The organism is Agrobacterium sp. 10MFCol1.1, assembly GCF_000381165.1.
Classification (GTDB): Bacteria; Pseudomonadota; Alphaproteobacteria; order Rhizobiales; family Rhizobiaceae; genus Agrobacterium; species Agrobacterium tumefaciens.
Genome location: NZ_KB906073.1, coordinates 606,635 through 630,294, shown reverse-complemented (window position 1 = coordinate 630,294; position 23,660 = coordinate 606,635). Strand labels below are relative to the sequence as shown.

Below are 23,660 nucleotides of genomic sequence, written 5' to 3'. Positions count from 1 at the left end.
ATGGCTATGGCTTCTTTGGAAGCCATAGCTTGTCCACTGGTGAGTTAAATGCCTGACGATAATCGTGATATGCCGAGCAGACCATCGCCGGATGCGCTGCTTGAAAACGCCCGGCGCGAGGCGCGAGGGCGGCTGAAGATTTTTCTGGGCGCAGCTCCCGGTGTCGGCAAGACCTATGAAATGCTGATGTCTGGCCGGGCAAAACTCGCAGATGGTGTCGATACCATTATCGGTGTCGTGGAAACGCATGGCCGCAAGGAAACCGAAACACTTGTGCAGGGTTTCGAGATCATTGCGCGCCGGAACATTGATTATCGCGGCCAGTCGCTGAACGAGATGGATCTCGACGCCATTCTCGCCCGTCGACCGGCGCTGGTTCTGGTCGATGAGCTGGCCCACACCAATGCGGCCGGCAGCCGGCATCCCAAGCGCTATATGGATGTTCAGGAAATTCTCGCGCAGGGCATCGATGTCTATACGACATTGAACATTCAGCATGTGGAAAGCCTGAACGATGTGGTGGCGCAGATCACCCGTATCCGCGTGCGCGAAACGGTGCCGGACAGCATCATTGACCGGGCTGACGATGTTGAGATCATCGATATCACCCCCGACGATCTGATCAAGCGCCTGCAGGACGGCAAGGTCTATATGCCCCGCACCGCGCGGCGCGCCATCGAGAACTATTTTTCGCGCGGCAATCTGACGGCCCTGCGCGAGCTTGCGCTACGGCGCACAGCGCAACGGGTGGACGAGCAATTGCTCAACCACATGCAGTCGCACGCCATCTCCGGGCCGTGGGCTGCGGGAGACCGTGTTCTGGTCTGTCTGGACCACGGCGGCAACGGCCCCGGTCTGGTGCGTTATGCCCGTAGGCAGGCCGATCGCCTGCGCGCGCCGTGGACGGCACTGCATCTGGACACGCCTCGCTCTCAGCAATTGTCGGAGGCGGAGAAGGATCGGCTGGCCGGCACCATGCGGCTCGCGCAGCAGTTGGGCGGCGAGACAGTAACACTGCCGGCGCTCGACCTGACGCACGAAATCATATCCTATGCCAACGCCAATAACTTCACCCACATCATCATCGGCCGTCCCAGAAGGTCGTGGTGGCAGAGAATTCTGCAGCGTTCGCTGACGCATGATTTGATAGACCATGCCGGCGATATCAGCGTGCATGTCATTTCCGGCGACAAAAACGCGGAGAAGCCGGTCCAGACCGTGAAGCCGGCAACGGCTCAATCGCGGTTTTCGATACTGCCCTATCTCAACAGCACCCTGTTTGTCGGACTGGCAATCGTAGCCGGCATCGTACTTGACCAAGCCCTTGATGTTCAAAATCTGGCGCTGGTGTTCCTGATGGCGGTTTTTGCGGCGGCCGTGCGCGGAGGGCTGGGGCCTGGCCTTTATGCTTCCCTGCTTGGTGCCTTTGCGTTCAATTTTTTCTTTCTTGAACCGCGTTATACCCTGACTGTCCGCGATCCCGAAAGCGTTGTGGCGCTGCTGTTCTATCTCGGTGTGGCGCTTGTCGCCTCAAATCTGACTGCGGCGGTGCAGCGGCAGGCCGCAGCTGCACGGATGCGTGCGCGAACCACGGAAGATTTGTACCTTTTTTCCAAAAAACTCGCGGTTACCGGCACGCTGGATGACGTATTGTGGGCAACCGCGTTCCAGATGGCGTCGATGCTGAAAGTCAGGGTCGTCCTGCTTCTGCCCGAAAACAATTCGATCACCGTCAAGGCGGGCTATCCGCCCGATGACACGCTCGTGGATGCGGACATTGCGGCCGCTCACTGGGCCTGGGAACATAACAAGGCTGCAGGCCGGGGCGCCGATACGCTCCCGGGTGCCAAACGCCTTTATCTGCCGCTGCGCACCGGCAGCGGCGCCGTCGGGGTGGTGGGGCTGGACGACGACCGGCTTGGCCCGCTTTTCACACCTGAGCAGCAGCGGCTTTTCGATGCGCTGGCGGATCAGGCGGCACTTGCCATCGAGCGCATCCAGCTGGTTTCGGATGTCGATCGGGCAAGGCTTGCGGCGGAAACCGACCGGCTGCGCACCGCGCTTTTGACCTCCATCTCCCACGACCTGAAAACGCCGCTCGCCGCCATTCTGGGTTCCGCCGGAACGCTGAAGGATTTCGCCGACGACATTCCGCTCGAGGCGCGCACCGAACTGCTTCTAACCATCGTCGAGGAATCCGAACGGCTGAACCGCTTCATTTCCAACCTGCTCGATATGACGAGGATCGGTTCGGGCGCGATGGAGCCGAATTACGGATTGCACTTTGTTGGCGATATGGTCGGAACAGCGCTTTCACGCGCGGCGAAAATAATTGTCAGGCACGAGATCGTTCTGGACATTCCCTCCGATCTGCCGATGCTGAAGGTCGATCCGGTGCTTTTTGAGCAGGTTCTGTTCAATCTGATCGACAATGCCGCCAAATACGCGCCCGAACAAACCCTAATCCAGATTCGCGGGTGGCGGCAGGGCAGACATGTCTTCCTGTCCGTTGCCGACGAGGGGCCGGGTATTCCCCCTGATGATACCGAGCGGGTGTTCGACAGTTTCTACCGTGTGCGCAAGGCGGACCATGTGCAGGCCGGGACCGGCCTCGGGCTCTCCATCTGCAAGGGGTTTATCGAGGCCATGGGTGGATCTATCCGCGCTGAAAACAGATCAGGTCGCACGGGCGCGCAATTTACCATAAGCCTGCCCGTTCCCGCCGAAGTGCCGGTGCTGAATCATGACTAGGGCTGAAGGAGATCGGCAATGACCAATTCCGCCGTTCGCATTCTGATCGTCGACGATGAACCGCCGATCCGCAAACTTTTGCGGGTCGGTCTCTCGACGCAGGACTATGCGGTCAGCGAGGCGATGAATGCCCGCGTCGCGATGGAGTTGATGAACGAGGACAAGCCCGATCTCGTGGTCCTTGATCTCGGTCTTCCGGATATGTCGGGACACGAGCTTCTGGAGAAATGGCGGGGCGAGGGACTTTCCCTACCCGTCATCATTCTTTCCAGCCGCACTGACGAGGCGGGTATCGTCAAGGCACTGGAGCTGGGTGCCGACGATTACATCACCAAGCCTTTCGGCATGAACGAGCTTGTTGCCCGCATTCGTGTCGCCCTGCGCCATCGCCTTCAGAGCCAGGGTGAGAGACCGGTGTTTCATACCGGCGATCTTTCGGTCGATCTCGTCAGACGCATCGTCAAGGTGGAGGACCGGGAGGTGAAACTCTCGCCCAAGGAATATGATATTCTGCGGGTCCTGGTCCAGCATGCGGGCAAGGTGCTGACGCACCGTTTCCTGCTGGAGCATGTGTGGGACGAGTTGACCGACGTGCAATATTTGCGCGTTTACGTACGCCAGCTTCGCCAGAAGATCGAAAAAATTCCGGATCAGCCGCGCTATATCCTTACGGAAACTGGTGTCGGCTACCGGCTGCAGGAGGTTTGAGGGCGCCGTTAAGAAACGGCGCCCCCGAATGTTTTGTCAGACGGCGGCGCAGATCGACAGGAATTCGTCGACATCAGCCTCGGTCGTTGCGAAGCTGGTGACCATGCGGATCAGCACCTCGTCCTTTCCGACCTTTTCCGGCATATCGCGGGGCACCAGCCAGTCGTAGAACTTCGCGCCTTTCTCCGTTGCCGCTTCAGCGGCGGCTTTCGGCAGAATGGCGAAAACCTCGTTTGCAGTGGTTGGCCATGCCAGACGGGCACTGTTAAGCGAGGCGAAGCCGGCCCGCAGCCGATTGGCCATGGCATTGGCGTGGCTTGCGAGACCCAACCAGAGATCGTCCTGCAGATAGGCTTCGAATTGTGCGGCGATGAAGCGCGACTTCGAAAAAAGCTGGGCGGTGCGCTTGCGCAGGAAGGCGAAGTCTTTGGCGAGCGCGGGGTCGAAAAACACGATCGCTTCCGCGCACCAGCAGCCGTTTTTCGTGCCACCGAAAGAGAGCACATCAACGCCGCGTTTCCAGGTCATTTCGGCGGGCGTGGTGCCGAGTGCGGCAAGCGCATTGGCAAAGCGCGCGCCGTCCATATGCAGCGGCAGGCCGTTCTCCTTGGCGATTTTGGCAATCGCGTCGATTTCATCGAGCGTATAGACAGTACCGGCCTCGGTTGCCTGTGTCATCGTAACCGCTGCGGCGCGTCCGTGATGAACGGCGTCCTGCGGATAGCGCGAAATGCGCTCGATCAGATTTTCCGGCAGCATTTTGCCGTTCGGTCCCTCGACGGCAACCATGCGCATGCCGGAGAAGAAATCCGGCGCTCCACATTCATCCTCGATCACATGGGCTTCGGAATGACAGAAGGTCAGGCCGCCGGGGCGGGCAATGCTTGCCAGCGAAAGAGAATTGGCCGCCGTACCTGTGGCGACGAAAAACACCGCCACTTCGCGTTCGAATATTTCATTGAAGCGCTTTTCTATGGAAAGGTCGAGGGCGCTGGTGCCATAGGCAGCCGCAAATCGGGTGGATTCCCGCGAAAGGCGCTCGTTGATGGCAGGGTGGGCGCCGGCCCAGTTGTCTGAGGCAAAAAACATCTCTGAAAGCTTTCCGATGGCTGTTGTGCTGGTGTTGGGAATGCGTTGACGATGATCCGCAAAGTTCTAGGACCTAACCTCGCGGTTGGCAAATCCGGCAATGAAAGCAACGGCCCGAAGCGTTTTGTGACAAGAAAGTTTCGCGCAATGGGTCAGTATCGAAACTTCGCTGCAAATCGGCACTGCGACTAATTGGATTCGCACCCTTGCTAAACCCGCGGGTTTCTGCCAAAATTCTCTCGAATTGAGACAGCTTTGCTGTCCTAAATTTGGTCGAGCCGGATTGAATGCGGATTTTTCGGAAAGCGAAATTCGTGTCGAGCCGGATCTTCGCATGAAACCATGCAAGTAATTTTGCAGGAGGGACGAAAATGACAAACAAGCTGCAGGCAGACAACGTCGCCGCAACCCTGACCACAGACTGTCCCACCGCGGCTGCGGCCGCACCCGTTTCTGCGAAGGGGCGTTTCGCGGGCGGCCTGCCGGAAAAGCAGGGTCTTTACGATCCGCGCAATGAGCACGATGCCTGCGGCGTCGGCTTTGTTGCCCATATGAAGGGTCAGAAGTCGCACCAGATCGTCAAGGACGGCCTGTTCATTCTTGAAAACCTGACGCATCGCGGTGCTGTCGGCGCTGATCCGCTGATGGGCGATGGTGCGGGCATTCTCGTGCAGATCCCCGACCGCTTTTTCCGCGAGGAAATGGCGAGCCAGGGTGTGACGCTGCCGAAAGCTGGCGAATATGCCGTTGGCCACATCTTCATGCCGCGCGATCCGTCCCGTATCGATCACTACAAGAAGGTCATTGTCGACGTGATCGGCGAGGAGGGACAGCAGTTCCTCGGCTTCCGCGACGTGCCAGTCGACAATTCTTCCCTTTCCAAGGCACCCGATATCGCTGGCACCGAACCGCACCATGTTCAGGTTTTCATCGGCGCCGGCCGCGATGCGGCGACCAATCATGACTTCGAGCGCAAGCTGTTCCTGATCCGCAAGGTTCTCTCCAACCGCATCTACGACGAGGGCGGCGGCAAGGAAACGCAGGATTTCTATCCCGTCTCGCTGTCCTCCTCCACCATCGTCTACAAGGGCATGTTCCTCGCCTATCAGGTTGGGGCCTATTACAAGGATCTGGCGGACCCGCGTTTCGAATCCGCGGTTGCGCTGGTGCACCAGCGTTTCTCCACCAACACCTTCCCGTCCTGGAAGCTCGCGCATCCCTATCGCATGGTCGCCCATAACGGCGAGATCAACACGCTGCGCGGCAACGTGAACTGGATGGCGGCGCGTCAGGCGTCTGTTTCGTCGGCGCTGTTCGGTGACGATATCTCCAAGCTCTGGCCGATTTCCTATGAAGGCCAGTCGGACACCGCCTGCTTCGACAACGCGCTCGAATTCCTCGTGCGCGGCGGTTACTCCATGGCCCATGCCGTGATGATGCTGATCCCGGAAGCCTGGTCGGGCAACTTGTCCATGTCGGCTGAACGCAAGGCTTTCTACGAATATCATGCCGCGCTTATGGAGCCGTGGGACGGCCCGGCCGCCGTTGCCTTCACCGATGGCAAGCAGATCGGCGCAACCCTCGACCGTAACGGTTTGCGCCCGGCGCGCTATCTCGTCACCGACGACGACCGCGTCATCATGGCGTCGGAAGCCGGCACGCTGCCGGTTCCGGAAGAACGCATCATCAAGAAGTGGCGTTTGCAGCCCGGCAAGATGCTGCTGATCGACATGGAAAAGGGCTCGATCATTTCCGACGAGGACGTGAAGCACGAGCTTGCTGCCAAGCACCCCTATCGCACCTGGCTAGACCGCACCCAGCTCATTCTTGAGGATCTGAAGCCGGTGGAGCCACGGGCGCTGCGGCGTGACGTGTCGTTGCTCGATCGCCAGCAGGCCTTCGGTTACACCAGCGAAGATACCAAGCTCCTGATGTCGCCGATGGCAACAACGGGCCAGGAAGCCATCGGCTCGATGGGTACCGATACGCCGATTTCGGCCATGTCGGACAAGTCCAAGCTGCTTTACACCTATTTCAAGCAGAACTTCGCGCAGGTGACCAACCCGCCGATCGATCCGATCCGCGAAGAACTGGTGATGAGCCTCGTTTCGTTCATTGGCCCACGCCCGAACCTTCTCGATCACGAGGGTGCGGCCCGTGCCAAGCGTCTGGAAGTGCGCCAGCCGATCCTCACCAATGGCGATCTGGAAAAGATCCGCTCCATCGGCCACACCGAAGACCGTTTCGATACCAAGACGCTCGACTTCACCTATGATGTGGAGCGCGGCGCCGAAGGCATGCCTGACATGCTCGACCGCCTGTGCGAGCGGGCTGAATCCGCTGTTCGCGGTGGTTACAACATCATCGTTCTGTCCGACCGCCAGCTCGGCCCGGACCGGATTGCGATCCCCGCGCTGCTGGCGACGGCTGCTGTGCATCACCACCTGATCCGCAAGGGTCTGCGCACCTCGGTCGGCCTCGTCGTTGAAACCGGCGAACCGCGCGAAATCCATCATTTCTGTCTGCTCGCTGGCTATGGCGCGGAGGCGATCAACCCCTACCTCGCCTTCGACACGCTGCTCGACATGCACAAGCACGGCGCCTTCCCGAAGGAAGTGTCGGACGACGAAGTCGTCTATCGCTACATCAAGGCGGTGGGTAAGGGCATCCTCAAGGTCATGTCCAAGATGGGCATTTCCACCTACCAGTCCTATTGCGGCGCGCAGATTTTCGACGCCATCGGCCTGTCGTCGGAATTCGTCGAGAAGTATTTCTTCGGCACCGCCACCTCCATCGAGGGCGTGGGTCTGACCGAGATCGCCGAAGAAACCGTAACGCGCCACACAGCGGCTTTCGGCAAGGATCCGATCCTTGCCAACACGCTCGATATCGGCGGCGAATATGCCTATCGCATGCGCGGCGAAAGCCACGCCTGGACGCCGGATGCCGTCGCCTCGCTGCAACACGCCGTGCGCGGCAACAGCCAGGAGCGCTACCGTGAATTTGCCGACATGGTGAATGAGACGGCGCTGCGCATGAACACCATTCGCGGCCTGTTCAAGGTCAAATCGGCGGAAGCGCTCGGCCGCAAGCCGGTTTCCATCGACGACGTCGAACCGGCGGTCGATATCGTCAAGCGGTTCTCGACGGGCGCCATGTCCTTCGGCTCGATCAGCCGCGAGGCGCATACGACGCTTGCGATTGCGATGAACCGCATCGGTGGCAAGTCCAACACCGGCGAAGGCGGCGAAGAATCCGACCGTTACATGCCGCTTCTGAACGGCAAGCCGAACCCCGAGCGTTCCGCCATCAAGCAGATCGCATCCGGCCGCTTTGGTGTGACGACGGAATATCTCGTCAATGCCGACATGTTGCAGATCAAGGTCGCGCAGGGTGCCAAGCCCGGCGAAGGCGGCCAGCTGCCCGGCCACAAGGTGGATGCCACGGTTGCAAAGACCCGTCACTCCACGCCGGGCGTCGGCCTCATTTCGCCGCCGCCACACCACGATATCTACTCCATCGAAGATCTGGCGCAACTGATCTACGACCTGAAGAACGTCAACCCGGAAGCAGATGTTTCTGTGAAGCTGGTGTCGGAAGTGGGCGTTGGCACGGTTGCGGCGGGTGTCGCCAAGGCGCGCGCCGACCATATCACCATCGCCGGTTTCGATGGCGGCACCGGTGCTTCGCCGCTGACGTCGCTGAAGCATGCCGGTTCGCCCTGGGAAATCGGCCTTGCCGAAACCCAGCAGACGCTGGTGCTGAACGGCCTTCGTTCGCGCATAGCGCTGCAGGTGGATGGTGGTCTGAAGACCGGCCGCGACGTCATCATCGGCGCGCTGCTTGGTGCGGATGAATTCGGCTTTGCCACCGCGCCGCTGATTGCTGCGGGCTGCATCATGATGCGCAAGTGCCATCTGAACACCTGCCCCGTTGGCGTCGCAACGCAGGACCCGGTTCTGCGCAAGCGCTTCAAGGGCACGCCGGAACACGTCATCAACTACTTCTTCTTCGTGGCTGAAGAAGTGCGCGAAATCCTCGCCTCGCTTGGCGTTACCAAGCTGGACGAGATCATCGGCGCTTCCGAACTTCTCGAAAAGGATGAGATGCTGGCGCACTGGAAGGCCAAAGGTCTGGATTTCAGCCGCATCTTCCACAAGGTAGAGGCTCCCAAAGAGGCAACCTTCTGGACCGAGCGTCAGAAGCACCCGATCGACGATATTCTCGATCGCAAGCTGATCGAGAAGTCGCTACCGTCGCTGGAAAACCGCGAGCCTGTCGTTTTCGAAGTGCCGATCAAGAACGTCGACCGTTCCGCCGGTGCCATGCTGTCAGGCGCGCTTGCCAAGCGCTGGGGCCATAAGGGTCTGAAGGACGATACGATCCACGTGACGCTGCGCGGCACGGCCGGTCAGTCCTTCGGGGCGTTTCTCGCTCGCGGCATCACCTTCGATCTGGTGGGTGACGGCAACGACTATGTCGGCAAGGGTCTTTCGGGTGGCCGCATCATCGTGCGCCCGCCGGAAAACACCCGTATCGTCGCGGAAAACTCGATCATTGTCGGCAACACCGTTCTTTACGGCGCCATCACCGGCGAGTGCTATTTCCGTGGTGTTGCGGGTGAGCGCTTTGCAGTGCGCAACTCCGGCGCGGTCGCGGTTGTCGAAGGTGTCGGCGACCACGGTTGCGAATATATGACGGGCGGTATTGTCGTGGTGCTCGGCGAGACGGGCCGCAACTTCGCAGCCGGCATGTCCGGTGGCGTGGCTTACGTTCTCGACGAGAAGGGCGATTTCGCCACCCGCTGCAACATGGCCATGGTCGAGCTGGAGCCGGTTCCGGAAGAGGACGACATGCTCGAGAAGCTGCACCATCACGGTGGCGACCTCATGCACAAGGGACGCGTTGACGTCTCCGAGGACATGACACGTCACGACGAGGAGCGGCTCTACCAGCTGATTTCCAATCACTTCCACTACACCAACTCTGCACGCGCCAAGGATATACTCGACCGCTGGAGCGAGTTCCGTCCGAAATTCCGAAAGGTCATGCCGGTCGAATACCGTCGTGCGCTTGAGGAAATGGAGCGCATGCGCATGGGCGTCGCGGCGGAATAATCCGCCGCGTGAGGATACTACACCAACTGGTCTCGCTGATGATCGCGGTCGCCGTTCCCATGGTGATCTATTGGACAAGCGGCGAGACCGGATTTGAATTCATCGTATTGGGGGCGGCTTTCGGTTTCGCTTACTGGTACTGGGGCCCGACAGGCGCTCCGCTTTGATGTGAGGACATAAACGTGGGCAAGGTTACAGGTTTTCTTGAGATCGACCGGCAGGTGGGCAAGTATCAGCCCGCATCGGACCGTATCCGCCATTTCCGCGAATTCACCATTCCGATGTCGGATGCCGAGGTGCAGAAGCAGGCGGCGCGCTGCATGGATTGCGGCATTCCCTACTGTCACGGCCCGACGGGCTGTCCCGTGCACAACCAGATCCCCGACTGGAACGATCTGGTTTATAACAACAATTGGGAAGAGGCGATCCGCAACCTCCATTCTACCAACAACTTCCCGGAATTCACCGGCCGCGTCTGTCCGGCACCCTGCGAGGAAGCCTGCACGCTGAACCTCGAGGATGCACCGGTCGCCATCAAGACCGTCGAGCAGGCGATTGCCGACAAGGCCTACGAGCTGGGCTTTATCGTGCCGAAGCCGGCGACGATCCACACCGGCAAGAAGGTCGCCATCATCGGTTCCGGTCCTTCCGGCATGGCGGCAGCGCAGCAGCTTGGCCGCGCCGGTCATGAGGTCCACGTTTACGAGCGTGAATCGAAGCCCGGCGGTTTGCTGCGTTACGGTATTCCGGATTTCAAGATGGAGAAGAACTTCATCGACCGCCGTGTCGAGCAGATCAAGGGTGAAGGTGTTACCTTCCATTGCGGCGTCAACGTCGGCGTGGATGTAACGGTCGAAGCGCTTCTGGCTGATCACGATGCGGTTCTTTATTGCGGCGGTTCGGAAACTCCGCGCCCGGCCGGCATCGGTGGCGCCGATTTCAATGGCGTTTACGACGCCATGCCCTATCTCGTGCAGCAGAACCGCCGCGTTGGCCGCGAAAACATCGACAGCATCGGCTGGCCGGCCGATCCGATCCTCGCCGGCGGCAAGCATGTCGTCGTCGTCGGCGGTGGCGATACGGCGTCTGACTGCGTCGGCACGGCCTTCCGTCAGGGTGCGGTTAAAGTCACCCAGCTCGATATCCGCCCGATGCCGCCGGAAAAGGAAGACAAGCTCGCCGTATGGCCATTCTGGGCAACGAAAATGCGCACCTCTTCTTCGCAGGCAGAAGGTGCCGTTCGCGAGTTCCAGGTTGCCACGCTTGAATTCGTCGGTGAAGACGGCGTTTTGACGGGTGTGAAGTGCTGTCAGGTGGACGACCGGCGCAAGCCCATTGCCGGTACGGAATTCATCATCAAGGCTGATCTTGCCTTCATCGCCATCGGTTTCTCCGGTCCTTTCACCGATAGCGTGCTGAAGGAAATGGATGGCAAGCTGTCGCTCAACACCGATCGTCGCGGTTCCACCAACGTGATCGCCAACGAAACGGACTATAAGACCTCGGTCGACAAGCTATGGGCGGCAGGCGACGTTCGCCGTGGCCAGTCGCTGGTGGTCTGGGCAATCCGCGAAGGCCGTCAGGCCGCACGTGCGATTGACGAAGAGCTGATGGGCGCAACCGTCCTTCCGCGCTGAGCGAGTTGATGCGGCGCAAGCCGTCGTAACGAAAACAAAAAGGCCTGTTGTATTTTACAACAGGCCTTTCGTTTGACTGGAGAACCGAAACGCGATGGAGGTTTCGCATTCAGGGGGATGGGCAACATATCGCGCCTGAGAATTGCAATGACATTACGTGCTTCCGAAGACAGGATTCGTTTCAGCAATAGGGAAGGCTGATGCGGAAGGAGGCGCCGCCAGATGGGGAATCACTGATGCTGATCTCGCCTCCATGGTAGCGGACGATTTCCTGCACGAGATTGAGACCGAGCCCGGTACCGCGATCCTTCGGTATCAACCGGTGAAATGCGTCAAACACGGCTTCCCGGTCCTCTTCGGGAATTCCGTTGCCTTCGTCGGATATGTCGATCACGCGGTTGGCCCCCACTTTTATGGTGATCGTTCCGCGATTGCCGCCATGTTCTATGGCGTTTTGCACGACGTTCATCAGGGCGCGTTGCAGCGAGGCGTCATCGGCAAGGGCGAGGATCGGCTCTTCGTCCGGCTCGAACGAAAGTTCGTAGCCTTGAGAGATTGCAAGCGGAGCCATATCAGCGACGACAGACCGGCAGAGGCCAACAAGATCTAGTGGAATAAGCGGCGCCTTTTGCCCGCCAAGTCGTTGCAGATCGAGCAACTGTTCGGCAAGCACGGCGATGCGGCTGGCATCGGCTAATATCCGGCTCCGGTCCGGTCCGTCCAGCAACGTTTCGACACGGGTCTGGAGAATGGCGACAGGGGTCCGCAATTCATGGGCGGCGTCGAGAATGAAGCGCTTGTGCCGCTCGTAACCATCGTCCAGCCGTTTCAGCGCGCCGTTGACGGCATGCACGAGCGGCTGCACCTCCCATGGAATATCGCCATCCGGCAATCGATATCCGCGCTTGTCGATGTCGATGCTTTCCGCCGTTCGCGCAATAGCGGAAAGTGCGAAAAATTCCCGACGGATGATCCATGGAATGGTCACGATTGTCACAATGGACATGATAAGGAGGATCGGCATGATCAGTATGTTGGAGAACAGCAGGACGGGGAATGCCATACTGAAGGCTCCGCCCTTGCCGACCATAACGAATTCGCCCGCCGGTCCCGATGCACGACGCACGACGGCGATTCGCAAGACAGCAAGATAGGAGTAGGACAATGCCGCATCGCGTACGTCCGACACTTTGACGTCGCTAAGCTGTTGATCCATGTTGCTAAAGGCCTCAGGCACCGGCCCACCCTGCACGATCTCACCTTTCTCGCTGACCGCAACGAACCAGAAACCGGGCATGCTGTCGCGCAGCTCGACAAATTCATTTGTTTCGTCAAGCATCAGCCGGCCATCCTTGTCACGCATGATGGCATTGGCTGTAATCTGGGCCGCTGCCGGGCTGAGAAGGGCGCTGCCCGAGGCGCCGCTGGACAGGTAAGCGACGAAGGCGGCAGTGACGATGAAAAGGCTGCCGATCTGGAAAAGCAGCAATTGAATGGTCAGGCGTCGCTTGAGCGATTTCCTTCCGGCCGATTTCATGAGGCCGCCCTCAGCAGATAACCGACGCCGCGAATACCGTGAACCTCCAGACCCGCATCCGCTGCCTGCAATTTGCGGCGCAGACGGGAGATATGGGAATCAAGCGCATTCGACTGGATTTCATCGTCGAAATTATAAACCGCCTCTTCCAGTACCGATCGCAGCACCGTTCTGCCCTGCCGACGCAACAGGGCCTCAAGGATCAGCAATTCGCGTCTGGTCAGGGCAATAAACTCTCCCTTGATGCGGACTTCACGGGTTTCGAAGCAAAATTCCAGCTTGCCCAGTTTCGTCGTCATCGTCACGCTGCCGGCCGGCCGGCGCATCAGGGCGCGGATGCGAGCAAGGAGTTCCTCGACAGCGAAGGGCTTGGCCAGATAATCGTCCGCACCAAGGTTCAGGCCGTTCACCCGATCCGCAAGCGTGCCTTGCGCGGTCAGCACGATGACGGGCGGTGTGACGGGCAGCAGACGCAGATCTTCTATAAGCTGGATGCCATCGCCATCGGGCAATTGCCGGTCGAGTACGACAAGATCGTGAACACCGTCCATGATCGCATGCCGGGCAAGATCGAGCGTGCCGACATTGTCCACGATGATATCGAACCGGTGCAGGGCGGCGGAAAGGGCTGCTGCCATTTCGCGTTCGTCTTCAACAAGCAGCAGGCGCATGAATTGTTCTCGGCAGTGTCTGGCGTGCGCCTTCCCGGAGAGGAAGGGGCGCGGGGGCATCGGATAAATATCACCGTGCAGTAAGACGCGGGCAGGGGAGGGCAATTGGCCGACCCCGCATTTGCTGCAAAGCTGAATTTATCCTGCCATTGCCGGGTTGCCTCAACATTACGCCGGTTCGAGCCGTAGCGACGGCGGAGAAGTGGCTACTGTCTGGCCTGAGCAGTATCCGGGACAATCCGGTAGTCATCGATACGACCCGCCGGTGCATCGGCCATCTCACCTCGCTTGGTCAGCCGTTCGCGTGGCGATTCCACCACCGAGACACGTGTCGATACGGCCGTCGAAGGGACATCGCCAAGCAGCTTGTCACCGCCATCGAGGTTCGGATCGGTCAGGCTGATCGGCTGGGTGCGCACCTGTCCCGCGTCGATGCCAAGCGCGGGCAGGGAGGTGAGTGCAGGCAAATTGCTGCCGTCCAGTTTCACGAGGTCCGGTCCGGCGCTGTCGAGGTGCCTGCGCACGAATTTCTCGACGTAAAAAGCAAGCTTGCGTTTGCCGGCCTGCGTCATGCCGACGCCATCTGCCTCACGCAGACGGGCCTGCTGCCCGTTCATGTCGTAGCCGGTGATGACAAATTTACCGGCCTCGTCGACAAAGCCGTCCCAGACATCGACGAATTCGCCGCCGTATTTTTCGATATGGCTGCGATAAAGCCGGTTGAAGCCGACGAGATCGGCCGAGAGTGAGGTTGACTGGAAGGCCGGCAGGCCAACCCACAGCAGCGGCACCTCCGGGCGGCCGGCAAGGGTCAGAAGTTCATCGATCCGCCGCTCATATTCCTTGAACCAGACATCGGTGCCAAATTTTTCCCTGGTATCGCCGATCTGCATCTGCTGGCGATCGTTCGATCCCATCATGATGACGATCGTGGCGGGATTTGTTTCGGTTATGAACTGCGGCAGATTGGCGAACCAGTCGTAATAGTCCGTGCGTACGAGGCCCGAAGAACCATTCGCGCGCACATCGACCGAAATTCCCGGAGAGCTGGCGAAGGCATTGACCAATTCTTCCCCCATGCCACCGGCCAGAAAATCACCGACGACCAGAACACGCCTGGCATTTTCAAGCTTGGCGGTCGGCTCCGGTTTTATGGTTCGCATCTGAACCACCGAAGGCGCTTTTCTTGCGGGTTGCGGGCGGGTGACTGATTTTTCACGCGGGGCAGCCGGGAAATCCCGGCGACTGCGGGGCTGGTATTCGCGGCCTGGCGTGTCCTCCCGGCCCACGGGCCGGCCAAACAGCATTTCGAACAGGGTGCGTCGCCGTTCCTGGGCGAAGGTTTGCGAAGGGACAAGCGGCGTGCACAAGACAGCACAAAGAATGGTGGCGCAGATGCGCCAGCCCGTACTTGTGCTTTTCGCCGCAGGTTTCCTACTCATGACATCGATCCTTCCGGATACTTCGGCGGCGTTGAAGACCGCCGCCGAATTCACCGGCATATTATCAATTCCGCAGTGCTCTCAGCAATCGCTGCGACGGCTGACCGTCGGTTTCCAGACCCATGCGCGACTGGATGGCGCTGATCGCCGCCTTCGAGCCGGAGCCGAAATTGCCATCGACTTCGCCATCGTAATAGCCAAGTTCTTTCATGCGGGTCTGGAGTTCGAATTTTTCACGAATATCCAGCGTGCCGTCCGGACGCGGCCATTTCTGCTGCATGCCGCCATAACCGGCGATCTCGTCAGCAAGCAGGCCAACGGCCAGCGCATAGCTGTCGGATGCGTTGTATTTCTTGATGGTGAAGAAGTTTTTCATCATCAGGAAACCTGGACCATTTGCCCCACCCTGCAGTTTCAGCATGGCGCGATCGGAGCCGCGGGTGAAATTCTTGCCGTTCGGGCGGGCAAAGCCAAGCTTGGTCCATTCCGCAATAGACTTCGTCTGCCCCTCATAACGGGCGCCGCCACGCGGCACGGCTGTTTCGTAACCCCAGGTCCGGCCGGGTTCCCAGCCGTTCTTGGCGAGTAGATTGGCGGCCGTCGCCAGCGCGTCCGGAACCGAGTGCCAGATGTCGCGCTTACCGTTGCCGTCCGCATCGACAGCATAGAGCAGGTAGCTGGTCGGAATGAATTGGGTATGGCCCATCGCCCCCGCCCAGGAACCCGTAAGCTGCTTGGGCGTGACATCGCCTGCCTGCAGGATTTTGAGTGCGGCGATCAATTGCGTGCGCGCGAATTTGGCGCGTTTGGGGTCGGAATAAGCGAGCGTGGCCAGTGCCTGCGGAATATTGTGCAGGCGCTCCGGCTTTTCGAGAACCGCGCCGTAATTCGATTCCATCGACCAGATGGCGAGAATAATATGTTTGTCGACGTTGAAGTTACGCTCGATCCAGTTGAGCGTCGTCGCGTGCTTCATCTTCATCTCGCGGCCGATGCGCACCGTATAGGGGTTGACGCGGGAATCGAGATAATCCCAGATCTGGGTGGTGAATTCCGGCTGGAAGGTCGCCTTGCGCAGCGCATCCGGATCCGGCTCGCTGACACCAGCAAAGGCTTTCTGGTAGGTCGCCTTGCTAATGCCTTCTTTCGCGGCTGTTGCGTAGAACTGGTTGATCCACTGCTTGAACCCAGCATCGGCCCGGGCCGAGACGGGGGCCAGCGAGATCGCCAGACCTGCAACCATCATGCAGCCGAATTTGCGGACATTTGAAAGGATCATCTTTGTCATCGTCAGTCTTTCGTTCTCTCGAATATCATTTCGATTGCGAAAACGCATCGGGCGTCGTCATGCATAACAAAAGAATGTCAACAAATTCTTTACCATTAATAGATGGTAGCGTCACCCTTTACAAAACGTTGTTATTTTTGAAATAACAACACTGTGCGGGGATTGTGATCAAGTTTTATCTCTCAGGAGGGATATGTGGTAGAACATAAGAAAATTCGGAAGGCCGTATTTCCGGTCGCAGGTCTGGGTACGCGTTTCCTGCCCGCAACCAAGGCGGTTCCGAAAGAAATGCTCACTGTCGTTGACAAGCCGGTCATTCAATACGTCGTCGACGAGGCGGCGGAAGCGGGAATCGAGCATTTTGTATTTGTCACCGGCCGTGGCAAGGCGGTGATTGAAGATTATTTTGATATTCAATTTGAACTCGAACAAATGCTGCGCGAGCGCAACAAGAATGCCGAGCTTACATTGCTGGCCGGCCTTCTGCCCAAGGCGGGCACGGCAAGCTTCACGCGTCAGCAGGTGCCGCTTGGTCTTGGCCATGCGGTCTGGTGTGCGCGTGATATCGTCGGCGACGAGCCTTTCGCCGTGCTGCTGCCTGATATGATCATGCATTCACAGAAAAGCTGCCTCAAGGGCATGGTCGAACTTTATGACCAGACCGCCGGCAACGTCATCGCGGTGCAGGAATGCGCTCCCGATCAGACGCATAAATACGGCATCGTCGGCGTGGGTAACGCCGTGGGCGAGGGTTTCAAGATCACTGAAATGGTCGAGAAGCCTGCCAAGGGTACGGCACCTTCGAATTTCTACATCAACGGTCGCTACATCCTTCAGCCTGAGATTTTCGACATTCTGGAAAATCAGGAACGGGGCGCCGGCAACGAAATCCAGCTGACGGACGGCATGTTGACGCTTGCCAAGTCCCAGGAATTCGCTGGCTATCATTTCCGCGGGCAGACGTTCGATTGCGGCGCCAAGGATGGTTTCATTCTTGCCAACGTTGCTTTCGCGCTCGAACGCGCTGACATCCGCCCCGCAATCGAGGAGCCGATCAAGGCTCTTATCGACGGACTGAAGTAATTTACCAACTGGACAACGGGATCCCGGCCTTCGCGCCGGGATTTCTGTTTGGGGCGACGCTATCGTTTCAGGACAAGCCCCGCGCCGACGCGCAGTTCGTTGCTGTCATAAATTGGCGTCCACTGATAACTAACGTCCGCCGTCAGATCGAGATAGCGGTTCAGCCCCCAGGTCAAGCCAGCGCCTGCGGTGTATTCCACGGCATCCTCGATATCGGAGGAGGGAAATGTCCGGTGCACGATCTGCCCGGTCAGCCGCGCGACCAGATTGCTGCGCAATTCATGGGTCAGCCCGGCATCCAGCCGATAGGAAATCCACCCGCCCTGTGGTCCGCCGGCGAAATCCTCTATCGTCGTGCGCAGGCCAAGATTGACGTTGGTGCCGCGCTGCGGCGACCAGTTCAGTTCGCCGTCCAGTGTCAGCGCGCCGATGGAAGCGATGCGGTCGTCGTCATATTGTTTGCGTAGATAGCCGATGGCGGCCTCGCCGCGGGTCTTCTCGCCAAGATCGACCTCGGCTCCAATTTTGGCGCCGTAGGAATTCGAGGATCGTGCGTAACCGGTATTGTCCAGGCGCCTGTCATATTTGGTCGTTCCCGCGTTCAATTCGAGGAACGGGATCAGGGCCGGTGACAATTCGTAGCCGATGCGGCCGCGCAGGTTCGCGCCGTTCTGGTCGCGATCGCTAAGACTAATCGGCTGGCCGTTTATGCCCTTTGCGTCCGTGTAGACCGTACGCGACAGATCGAGCGCCGCCAACCCGCGCAGTTTGCCGAAATCCCGTTGGATCGATGCGCCGGTCGTGAAACGGTGTTCTCCGCCCTGCACGGCAGCGCCGGTCAAAGCGTTGGGGTCCGTGGTGCCTTCACGACTGAATTCGTAACCCGCCTTGAGATTAGCCGTCGTTTCTTCGCCGAGATCGAGGCGCAGATCGGCTTCTATCCGCGCCCTCGGCTCTTCACCATTCTTGCTGCCAAAATTTTTCTCCCAGGCGCCATCGCCTGTTACAGTCAGCGCATGGCGGGACCAGTCGCTGGTTAGCGTGCCGCGAATACCCGTCGTCAGGTAGTTACGTCTGGAAGGGCCGCCGGTGTTCGTCTGCTTTTCCGTATTGATCGTCTGGCTGATCGAGGGCCGCAGCAGGAATGTACCGAGCCGGATGCCGGGGGTTTGTCCGGGTTCGGTGGCTCTTTGCGGGTTTTCACCGCCGTCTACCGTTGGCTCATATGGGTTTTCCGCGTCGGCATAAGGCTGGCCCGCTTCTTCCTGCTGTTCGGAAATCGGGTCGCCCGGATTATTCGAGGGGCGCCATAGTTGCTGCGGCGGTGCTGTTCGCACCGTGCTTGTGTCGTTTTCAGCTGTCGTTGTCGGGTTCTCGGCCGGCGTTGCATCGCCGGATGGAACTGCGACCGGCAGCCGCGTGGCCGCTGTTTGCGCGAAAACAGTTCCCGGGGTGTAGAGAAGCGTACAGGCAAGCAGCAGCAGGGTTGCTGCTTTCCGCGACGTCGGCAGACGTGTGGCGGTGCCCTTCACAATCATTCCTCTTCACCCGGCGCATTTGGCCCATGTCGGATCGAAAGTTCGTCTCAGCATTTCCTGAAGCCGAATGAGCGGCAGACAGATGAAGTGGACGACCAAGAGACCAGACACGCGACGCAAGTTTTAATATCGCTTTAACAATAGGATTTTTATGGTTAACAGTTGATAAAGACCTCCCCGATTTCACCACATCTGTGGCTGCGGCAAAGCTGGGGGGCTTCCTCGTTCGATCTGGCCGCTTCGGCACCGCGACTGAAGAAAATTTGCCGAGATGCCCAATATTTCGAATATGATCAGATTTAAACGTTTCATTTTGATACGGAATCGCCCTATGATTGGGTGGAACTCATCCGTTTTATTTTAGCAATCCAATTGATTTTTATTTTGTGTCACAGCGTCGTTTCATGAATCCCGTTTTGAACGTCAAGCAGGTCGGTTTTTATTGCTGGGATATTACCAGTGACCGATTCTATCTAGACGAAGTCTGCGCTGAACTCTTGGGCATTCCTTTGCGGCAGGCGATGCAGGGCATCAGCATTTTTCAGATGCTCGAAAAAGTGGATATCGGCCATCGCAATCATGTGATCGAAACTGCGCTCACGACGCTCAAGGCCGCCAGCTTTTACCATCAGGAATATGCCGTGCGCCGTGATGACGGCTCTATCTCGTGGATAAGGACAGTCGGGCGATACCTGGTCGATGAAGAGAACATCCCTTTCAAGCGGATGGGAACGATGGAGGAGATTTCTCCGCCGAACCTGCGCCACTAAAGAGCGGCGATTTTCGGCTGTAGAGTGGACTTATTCCGGTTGAAATAGTAACAGTCGGCCATGATTACGAGAGCCGTCAAACTGGTTGAAGACAATGCGATTGAATCCGCCGTGCGGACGATTTCGATGGAGAGGGCTGGCCTTGCCGCTCTTGAAGAGGCCCTCAGGAACGGGCTTTCCGAACCTTTCTGCAAGGCGATCGAGACGATCGGCCAGTCTAATGGCCGCCTCATCATCACCGGTGTCGGTAAAAGCGGCCACATAGGCGCCAAGCTCGCGGCCACCTTCGCCTCCACGGGAACGCCTGCGTTTTTCGTGCATGCGGCAGAGGCCAACCACGGCGATCTGGGCATGATCGGCGGTGATGACGTAGTGCTGGCGATCTCCAAAGGCGGTGAAAGTTCAGAGCTGCGTAGCATCATCAACTATTCGCGCCGTTTCTCCATCCCGCTGATTGCACTTACATGTTCGGAGAGTGCATCGCTGGCGAAGGCAGCCGATATCGTGCTTCTGGTTCCCAATGAACAGGAAGCCTGCCCGCTCGGTCTTGCGCCTACCACCTCCACATTGATGCAGCTGGCACTTGGCGATGCCCTTGCCGTTGCGCTTCTGGAAGCACGCAATTTCACTGCCGGTGATTTCAAGGTGTTTCACCCCGGCGGCAAACTGGGCGCGGGCCTTACGCTGGTCAGCGATATCATGCATACCGGCGACCGGGTGCCGCTAGTCGGCAAGGGAACTTCCATGCCGGAAGCAGTCAGTGTTCTTTCCCGCAAGCATTTCGGCTGCGTCGGTATTCTGGACGAGGATGGCCGTCTGTGTGGCATCGTCACCGAGGGCGATATGGCGCGCAACCTGTCGCGCAACCTCGCGGAATTGACGGTGGACGACATTATGACCCGTACTCCGAAAACGGTCAAAAAATCGGTGCTGGCGACCAGCGCTCTCGCGACGCTGGAAAAATTCCATATCGGTGCGCTGATCGTCGTTGATGACGATAACCGACCAATAGGGCTGGTGCATTTCCACGATCTGTTGAGAATCGGTGTAGCCTGATCGCTATGGGCGGTCGAGCGGCTCTATCGTCAGGGTGCGGCCACGCGCAGCTGCGATCCTGACACGTGTTCCGGCTGGCATGTCCTCACCGTTAACGGACCACCAGGTATCGTCCAGCCTTATGCGGCCGCGTCCTTCGACAACCGGCTCCTGCAGGGTCGCTGTGCGTCCAACAAGGCTTGCTTCCCGTTGATTGAGGAAGGGTTCGTCGCTTGCCTCACGGTTTTTGCCGAAATATTTCCTGCCAAGCAGGGCGAAGGCGATGGAGAGGGCGGCAAACAGCACCAGTTGCAATTGCCACGCCCAGAATGCAGCATCCCAGAGCAGCAGGGAGAGCGCGCCGATCACCAGCGCGGCAATGCCAATCCAGATCAGAAACACGCCCGGAGCGACCAACTCTGCAGCCAGCAGAATGAAGCCGGCAATCCACCAGCTCCATGGTCCCAGTTCCGTGGCAAGCCGTTGCAGCATCGTCACTTCTCCGATGAAGAGCCGAAGGGATTACCGGGAATTGTCACGTTGATGGCCTGGGCCGAAGGCCGCGACGGCGGCACCGAGCGGGAAGATGCGGGGACGGCGGGCGCCGTTGGTGCATCGCCCTTGTCGCCGAAAACGTCACGGGCGATTGCCCCTATGCCGCCGAGCGAGCCGATCAACGCAGAAGCCTCCATCGGCATCAACACGATTTTCGAGTTTTTGGCGGTGCCGATATTGGAGAGCGCTTCGGTATATTTCTGGGCAACGAAGTAATTGATCGCGTGGACATTGCCGGCAGCGATGGCTTCCGACACCATGCGGGTGGCGTTGGCTTCGGCCTCGGCCAGACGCTCGCGGGCCTCGGCATCGCGAAACGCCGCTTCGCGCTGGCCTTCCGCCTCGAGAATGGCAGATTGTTTTGCGCCCTCTGCGCGCAGAATCTGAGCATTGCGGGCGCCCTCGGCCTCCAGCACCTGCGCGCGTTTTTCACGCTCCGCCTTCATCTGCCTTGCCATGGAATCGACGAGATCTTTCGGCGGCGCGATATCTTTGATCTCGATGCGCGTGACCTTGATACCCCACGGTCCCACCGCCTCGTCCACCACGCGCAGCAGGCGATCGTTGATGGCATCACGGTTCGACAATAACTCATCGAGATCCATCGAGCCCATTACCGAGCGGATGTTGGTCATGGTGAGGTTTTCAATAGCCATTTCCAGATTGGTGATCTGGTAAGCGGCCTGTGCGGCATTGAGGACCTGATAGAAAGTGACGGCATCAGCCGAGACACTGGCATTATCGCGGGTGATAACTTCCTGTGTCGGTATATGCAGAACCTGCTCCATCACATTCATCTTCGAACCGATGCTTTCGAAGAACGGCACGATGAGGTTGAGGCCCGGCTCGAGTGTGCGGGTGTAGCGCCCGAACCGTTCAACCGTGTAGCGATGTCCCTGCGGTACGGTCTTGATGCCGGCAAAGAGCACCAGAATGACCAAAACAACCGCCGCTATGACGACGATATCGAAACCGCCCAATGCAATCATCACTTCCTCCTCCAGCACCACAACCTTTTGGGATCTTACACCCGCATCGTTATGGCAAGATTACACCCAACCTTGCAACTCTTGTCGTACAACCTTTTCGAGAACTGTCATACCCTCGACGCTGTCGTTGAGACACGGGATGTGGGTGAATTTCTCGCCGCCATGATGCAGGAAGATTTCTCCGGCCTCACCTGCAATTTCCTCCAGCGTTTCAAGACAATCCGATACGAAACCGGGGTTCATGACGGCGATGCCTTTGATGCCCTCGGATGCCAGCTTTTCCATGGTCTTGTCGGTATAGGGCTGCAGCCATTCTTCCGGCCCGAAACGCGACTGGAAGGTGATCATGAAGTTCTTCTCGGTCCGTCCCAGCGCTTCCTTCAGCAGACGGGCGGTCTTCTGGCAGTGGCAATAATAGGGATCGCCCTTCCTGAAGTAGGATTGCGGAATGCCGTGGAAGGAGGTGATCAGCATCTCCGGTTCCCAGTCCAGCGTTGCCAGATGGTTTTTGACGGAGGCGGCAAGCCCCTCGATATAGGCAGGATCGTCATGATAGGGCGGAACGGTCCGGATGGCGGGCTGCCAGCGCAGCTTCATCAGATGTTCGAAAGCCTTGTCATTCACCGTTGCCGTGGTCGATGCGGCATATTGCGGATAGAGCGGGAATAGCAGGATTTTCTCGCATCCCTGCTCCTTCAGCGCGTCGATTTTCGAGGCGATGGAAGGCTGGCCGTAGCGCATGGCCCAGTCAACGACGACATTCGGCAAATCCTTCAGCGCCTGTGCCATCAGTTCGCCTTGGCTGCGGGTATAGGTGCGCAGATAGCTTTCGTTGCGATCGCGGTTCCAGATTGCCTCATAGGCCTTGCCGACCTTCTGCGGGCGCTTGTTGAGGACGATGCCGTACAGGATCGGATACCAGTAGAGGCGCGACCATTCGATCACGCGTTTGTCGCTCAGAAATTCAGCCAGATAACGGCGCATCGGCCAATAGTCCGTACCATCCGGCGTGCCAAGATTGACAAGCAGAACGCCGACCTTGCCAAATCTTACGCGGGGATGATCTACGGGAAGTGCGGATAATTCTGTCGTCATGAATGACACCCTGAACTCGTACTGGTTGCGTGAGAACGTTTCCGTTTGGGATAAAGGGCGGAAACGCTCCATTTTTTGTTTTTATACATGGCCGGACGCAAACCGTGACGCGGTTTTGCCGGAAATGCTCAAGCTATATGCTCGTGCCGTCAATTTGTTCACGTGTTCTAGACGAAATTTGTAAGGATTGAACCACCTGCGGAGGTGATTTCCGAGGTGCGGTAACGGACGCATTGTCTTTTGATAAAACGCAGCCTGTAATGATCTGTTTTTAAAGGGAAAATAAGAAGCCGGCCTCATGGTGCGAGGCCGGCTTCCCGTCTGCGGCAAATTGCCCTGTCTGTGTGTTCGCGGC

17 protein-coding genes are annotated in these 23,660 nt (G+C 58.5%); 8 read left to right on the top strand and 9 right to left on the bottom strand.

The features are described 5' to 3' along the window. Window positions 1-48: 48 nt before the first annotated feature. The gene (locus F617_RS0107645) at window positions 49-2,751 is read left to right on the top strand and encodes a sensor histidine kinase KdpD (protein WP_019564930.1); all 2,703 of its coding nucleotides are present in this window, start codon (window positions 49-51) and stop codon (window positions 2,749-2,751) included. 18 nt (window positions 2,752-2,769) lie between these two features. Beyond that, window positions 2,770-3,459: a response regulator transcription factor gene (locus F617_RS0107640; protein ID WP_003511468.1), complete on the top strand. Its 690-nt coding sequence runs from the start codon at window positions 2,770-2,772 to the stop codon at window positions 3,457-3,459. 36 nt (window positions 3,460-3,495) lie between these two features. Here the strand turns inward: F617_RS0107640 and F617_RS0107635 are convergent, their stop codons facing one another. Then, the gene (locus F617_RS0107635; RefSeq protein WP_019564929.1) at window positions 3,496-4,548 is read right to left on the bottom strand and encodes a low specificity L-threonine aldolase; all 1,053 of its coding nucleotides are present in this window, start codon (window positions 4,546-4,548) and stop codon (window positions 3,496-3,498) included. A 371-nt stretch (window positions 4,549-4,919) separates the two neighbouring features. Here F617_RS0107635 and gltB point away from each other — a divergent pair, with 371 nt between their 5' ends. The 3 genes from gltB to F617_RS0107620 are packed head-to-tail and all read left to right on the top strand — an operon-like array spanning window position 4,920 to window position 11,302. Next, window positions 4,920-9,665, top strand: coding sequence for a glutamate synthase large subunit (gene gltB, locus F617_RS0107630; RefSeq protein ID WP_003511466.1), 4,746 nt, complete (start codon window positions 4,920-4,922; stop codon window positions 9,663-9,665). An 8-nt stretch (window positions 9,666-9,673) separates the two neighbouring features. Continuing rightward, window positions 9,674-9,832: a hypothetical protein gene (locus F617_RS28305; protein WP_155846257.1), complete on the top strand. Its 159-nt coding sequence runs from the start codon at window positions 9,674-9,676 to the stop codon at window positions 9,830-9,832. Between the two features lie 15 nt (window positions 9,833-9,847). Next, window positions 9,848-11,302, top strand: coding sequence for a glutamate synthase subunit beta (locus F617_RS0107620; RefSeq protein WP_003511464.1), 1,455 nt, complete (start codon window positions 9,848-9,850; stop codon window positions 11,300-11,302). A gap of 181 nt (window positions 11,303-11,483) precedes the next feature. Here the strand turns inward: F617_RS0107620 and F617_RS0107615 are convergent, their stop codons facing one another. From F617_RS0107615 to F617_RS0107600, 4 genes are all read right to left on the bottom strand, one after another. Then, window positions 11,484-12,839: a HAMP domain-containing sensor histidine kinase gene (locus F617_RS0107615; protein ID WP_019564928.1), complete on the bottom strand. Its 1,356-nt coding sequence runs from the start codon at window positions 12,837-12,839 to the stop codon at window positions 11,484-11,486. Beyond that, the gene (locus F617_RS0107610; protein ID WP_019564927.1) at window positions 12,836-13,510 is read right to left on the bottom strand and encodes a response regulator transcription factor; all 675 of its coding nucleotides are present in this window, start codon (window positions 13,508-13,510) and stop codon (window positions 12,836-12,838) included. Before F617_RS0107610 ends, F617_RS0107615 begins: the two co-directional genes overlap by 4 nt. 206 nt (window positions 13,511-13,716) lie before the next feature. Continuing rightward, window positions 13,717-14,952, bottom strand: a complete 1,236-nt coding sequence (locus F617_RS0107605; protein WP_026330718.1) for an SGNH family hydrolase — start codon at window positions 14,950-14,952, stop codon at window positions 13,717-13,719. Window positions 14,953-15,016: 64 nt separating this feature from the next. Further along, complete coding sequence (locus F617_RS0107600; protein ID WP_003511460.1) at window positions 15,017-16,240, bottom strand: lytic murein transglycosylase; 1,224 nt, start codon at window positions 16,238-16,240, stop codon at window positions 15,017-15,019. 195 nt (window positions 16,241-16,435) lie between these two features. Here F617_RS0107600 and galU point away from each other — a divergent pair, with 195 nt between their 5' ends. Continuing rightward, window positions 16,436-17,323 carry a UTP--glucose-1-phosphate uridylyltransferase GalU gene (gene galU / locus F617_RS0107595; RefSeq protein WP_003511458.1) on the top strand — a complete coding sequence of 296 codons (888 nt, stop codon included), beginning with the start codon at window positions 16,436-16,438 and terminating at the stop codon, window positions 17,321-17,323. Between the two features lie 59 nt (window positions 17,324-17,382). Here the strand turns inward: galU and uppP are convergent, their stop codons facing one another. Further along, window positions 17,383-18,861 (bottom strand): polysaccharide biosynthesis protein UppP, encoded by a 1,479-nt coding sequence (gene uppP, locus F617_RS0107590; RefSeq protein ID WP_019564925.1) that lies wholly within the window; start codon window positions 18,859-18,861, stop codon window positions 17,383-17,385. A gap of 404 nt (window positions 18,862-19,265) precedes the next feature. Between uppP and F617_RS0107585 the strand changes: the two genes are divergently transcribed. After that, window positions 19,266-19,631, top strand: a complete 366-nt coding sequence (locus tag F617_RS0107585; RefSeq protein WP_019564924.1) for a PAS domain-containing protein — start codon at window positions 19,266-19,268, stop codon at window positions 19,629-19,631. Between the two features lie 60 nt (window positions 19,632-19,691). Beyond that, window positions 19,692-20,687 carry an SIS domain-containing protein gene (locus tag F617_RS0107580; RefSeq protein WP_013761856.1) on the top strand — a complete coding sequence of 332 codons (996 nt, stop codon included), beginning with the start codon at window positions 19,692-19,694 and terminating at the stop codon, window positions 20,685-20,687. Window positions 20,688-20,690: 3 nt separating this feature from the next. Here the strand turns inward: F617_RS0107580 and F617_RS0107575 are convergent, their stop codons facing one another. The 3 genes from F617_RS0107575 to hemH are packed head-to-tail and all read right to left on the bottom strand — an operon-like array spanning window position 20,691 to window position 23,305. Continuing rightward, entirely contained in the window at window positions 20,691-21,158 is a 468-nt protein-coding gene (locus F617_RS0107575; protein ID WP_003511454.1) for an NfeD family protein, read from the bottom strand. A 2-nt stretch (window positions 21,159-21,160) separates the two neighbouring features. After that, window positions 21,161-22,210 (bottom strand): SPFH domain-containing protein, encoded by a 1,050-nt coding sequence (locus tag F617_RS0107570; protein WP_019564923.1) that lies wholly within the window; start codon window positions 22,208-22,210, stop codon window positions 21,161-21,163. A 60-nt stretch (window positions 22,211-22,270) separates the two neighbouring features. Next, a complete protein-coding gene (hemH, locus tag F617_RS0107565; RefSeq protein WP_019564922.1) occupies window positions 22,271-23,305 on the bottom strand; it encodes a ferrochelatase in 1,035 nt (344 codons plus the stop codon). Between the last annotated feature and the right edge of the window lie 355 nt (window positions 23,306-23,660).